The 305-nt window shown below is 69.5% G+C and carries 1 pseudogene; it reads right to left on the bottom strand.

Annotation, left to right across the window (positions count from 1 at the left end):
* Window positions 1–305: pseudogene (locus tag N4G70_RS36940) on the bottom strand (RNA helicase); the annotation flags it as partial.

The raw sequence follows: 305 nt of genomic DNA, 5'->3' as shown, positions 1-305 counted from the left end.
GTGCGCTGCGGCTGGGACTTCCCGCCGTGCAGGGCCGCGGCCCGCACCCCGCTCTGCAAGAGGTGCTTGGTGAGCTGGTCCACGGCGTGCTTGGTGTCCAGGAACATGATCACCCGGCCCTCGCGGGCCGCGATCTCGGTGGTCGTGGCGTACTTGTCGGCGCTCTGCACATGCAGCACGTGGTGCTCCATCGTGGTCACCGCACCGGCCGACGGGTCCACCGAGTGCACCACCGGGTCGCTGAGGTAGCGGCGCACCAGCAGGTCCACATTGCGGTCCAGGGTCGCCGAGAACAGCATCCGCTG

This window comes from Streptomyces sp. ASQP_92, assembly GCF_025399895.1.
Lineage (GTDB): Bacteria > Actinomycetota > Actinomycetes > Streptomycetales > Streptomycetaceae > Streptomyces.
This window is presented reverse-complemented; position numbering and strand designations above follow the sequence as displayed.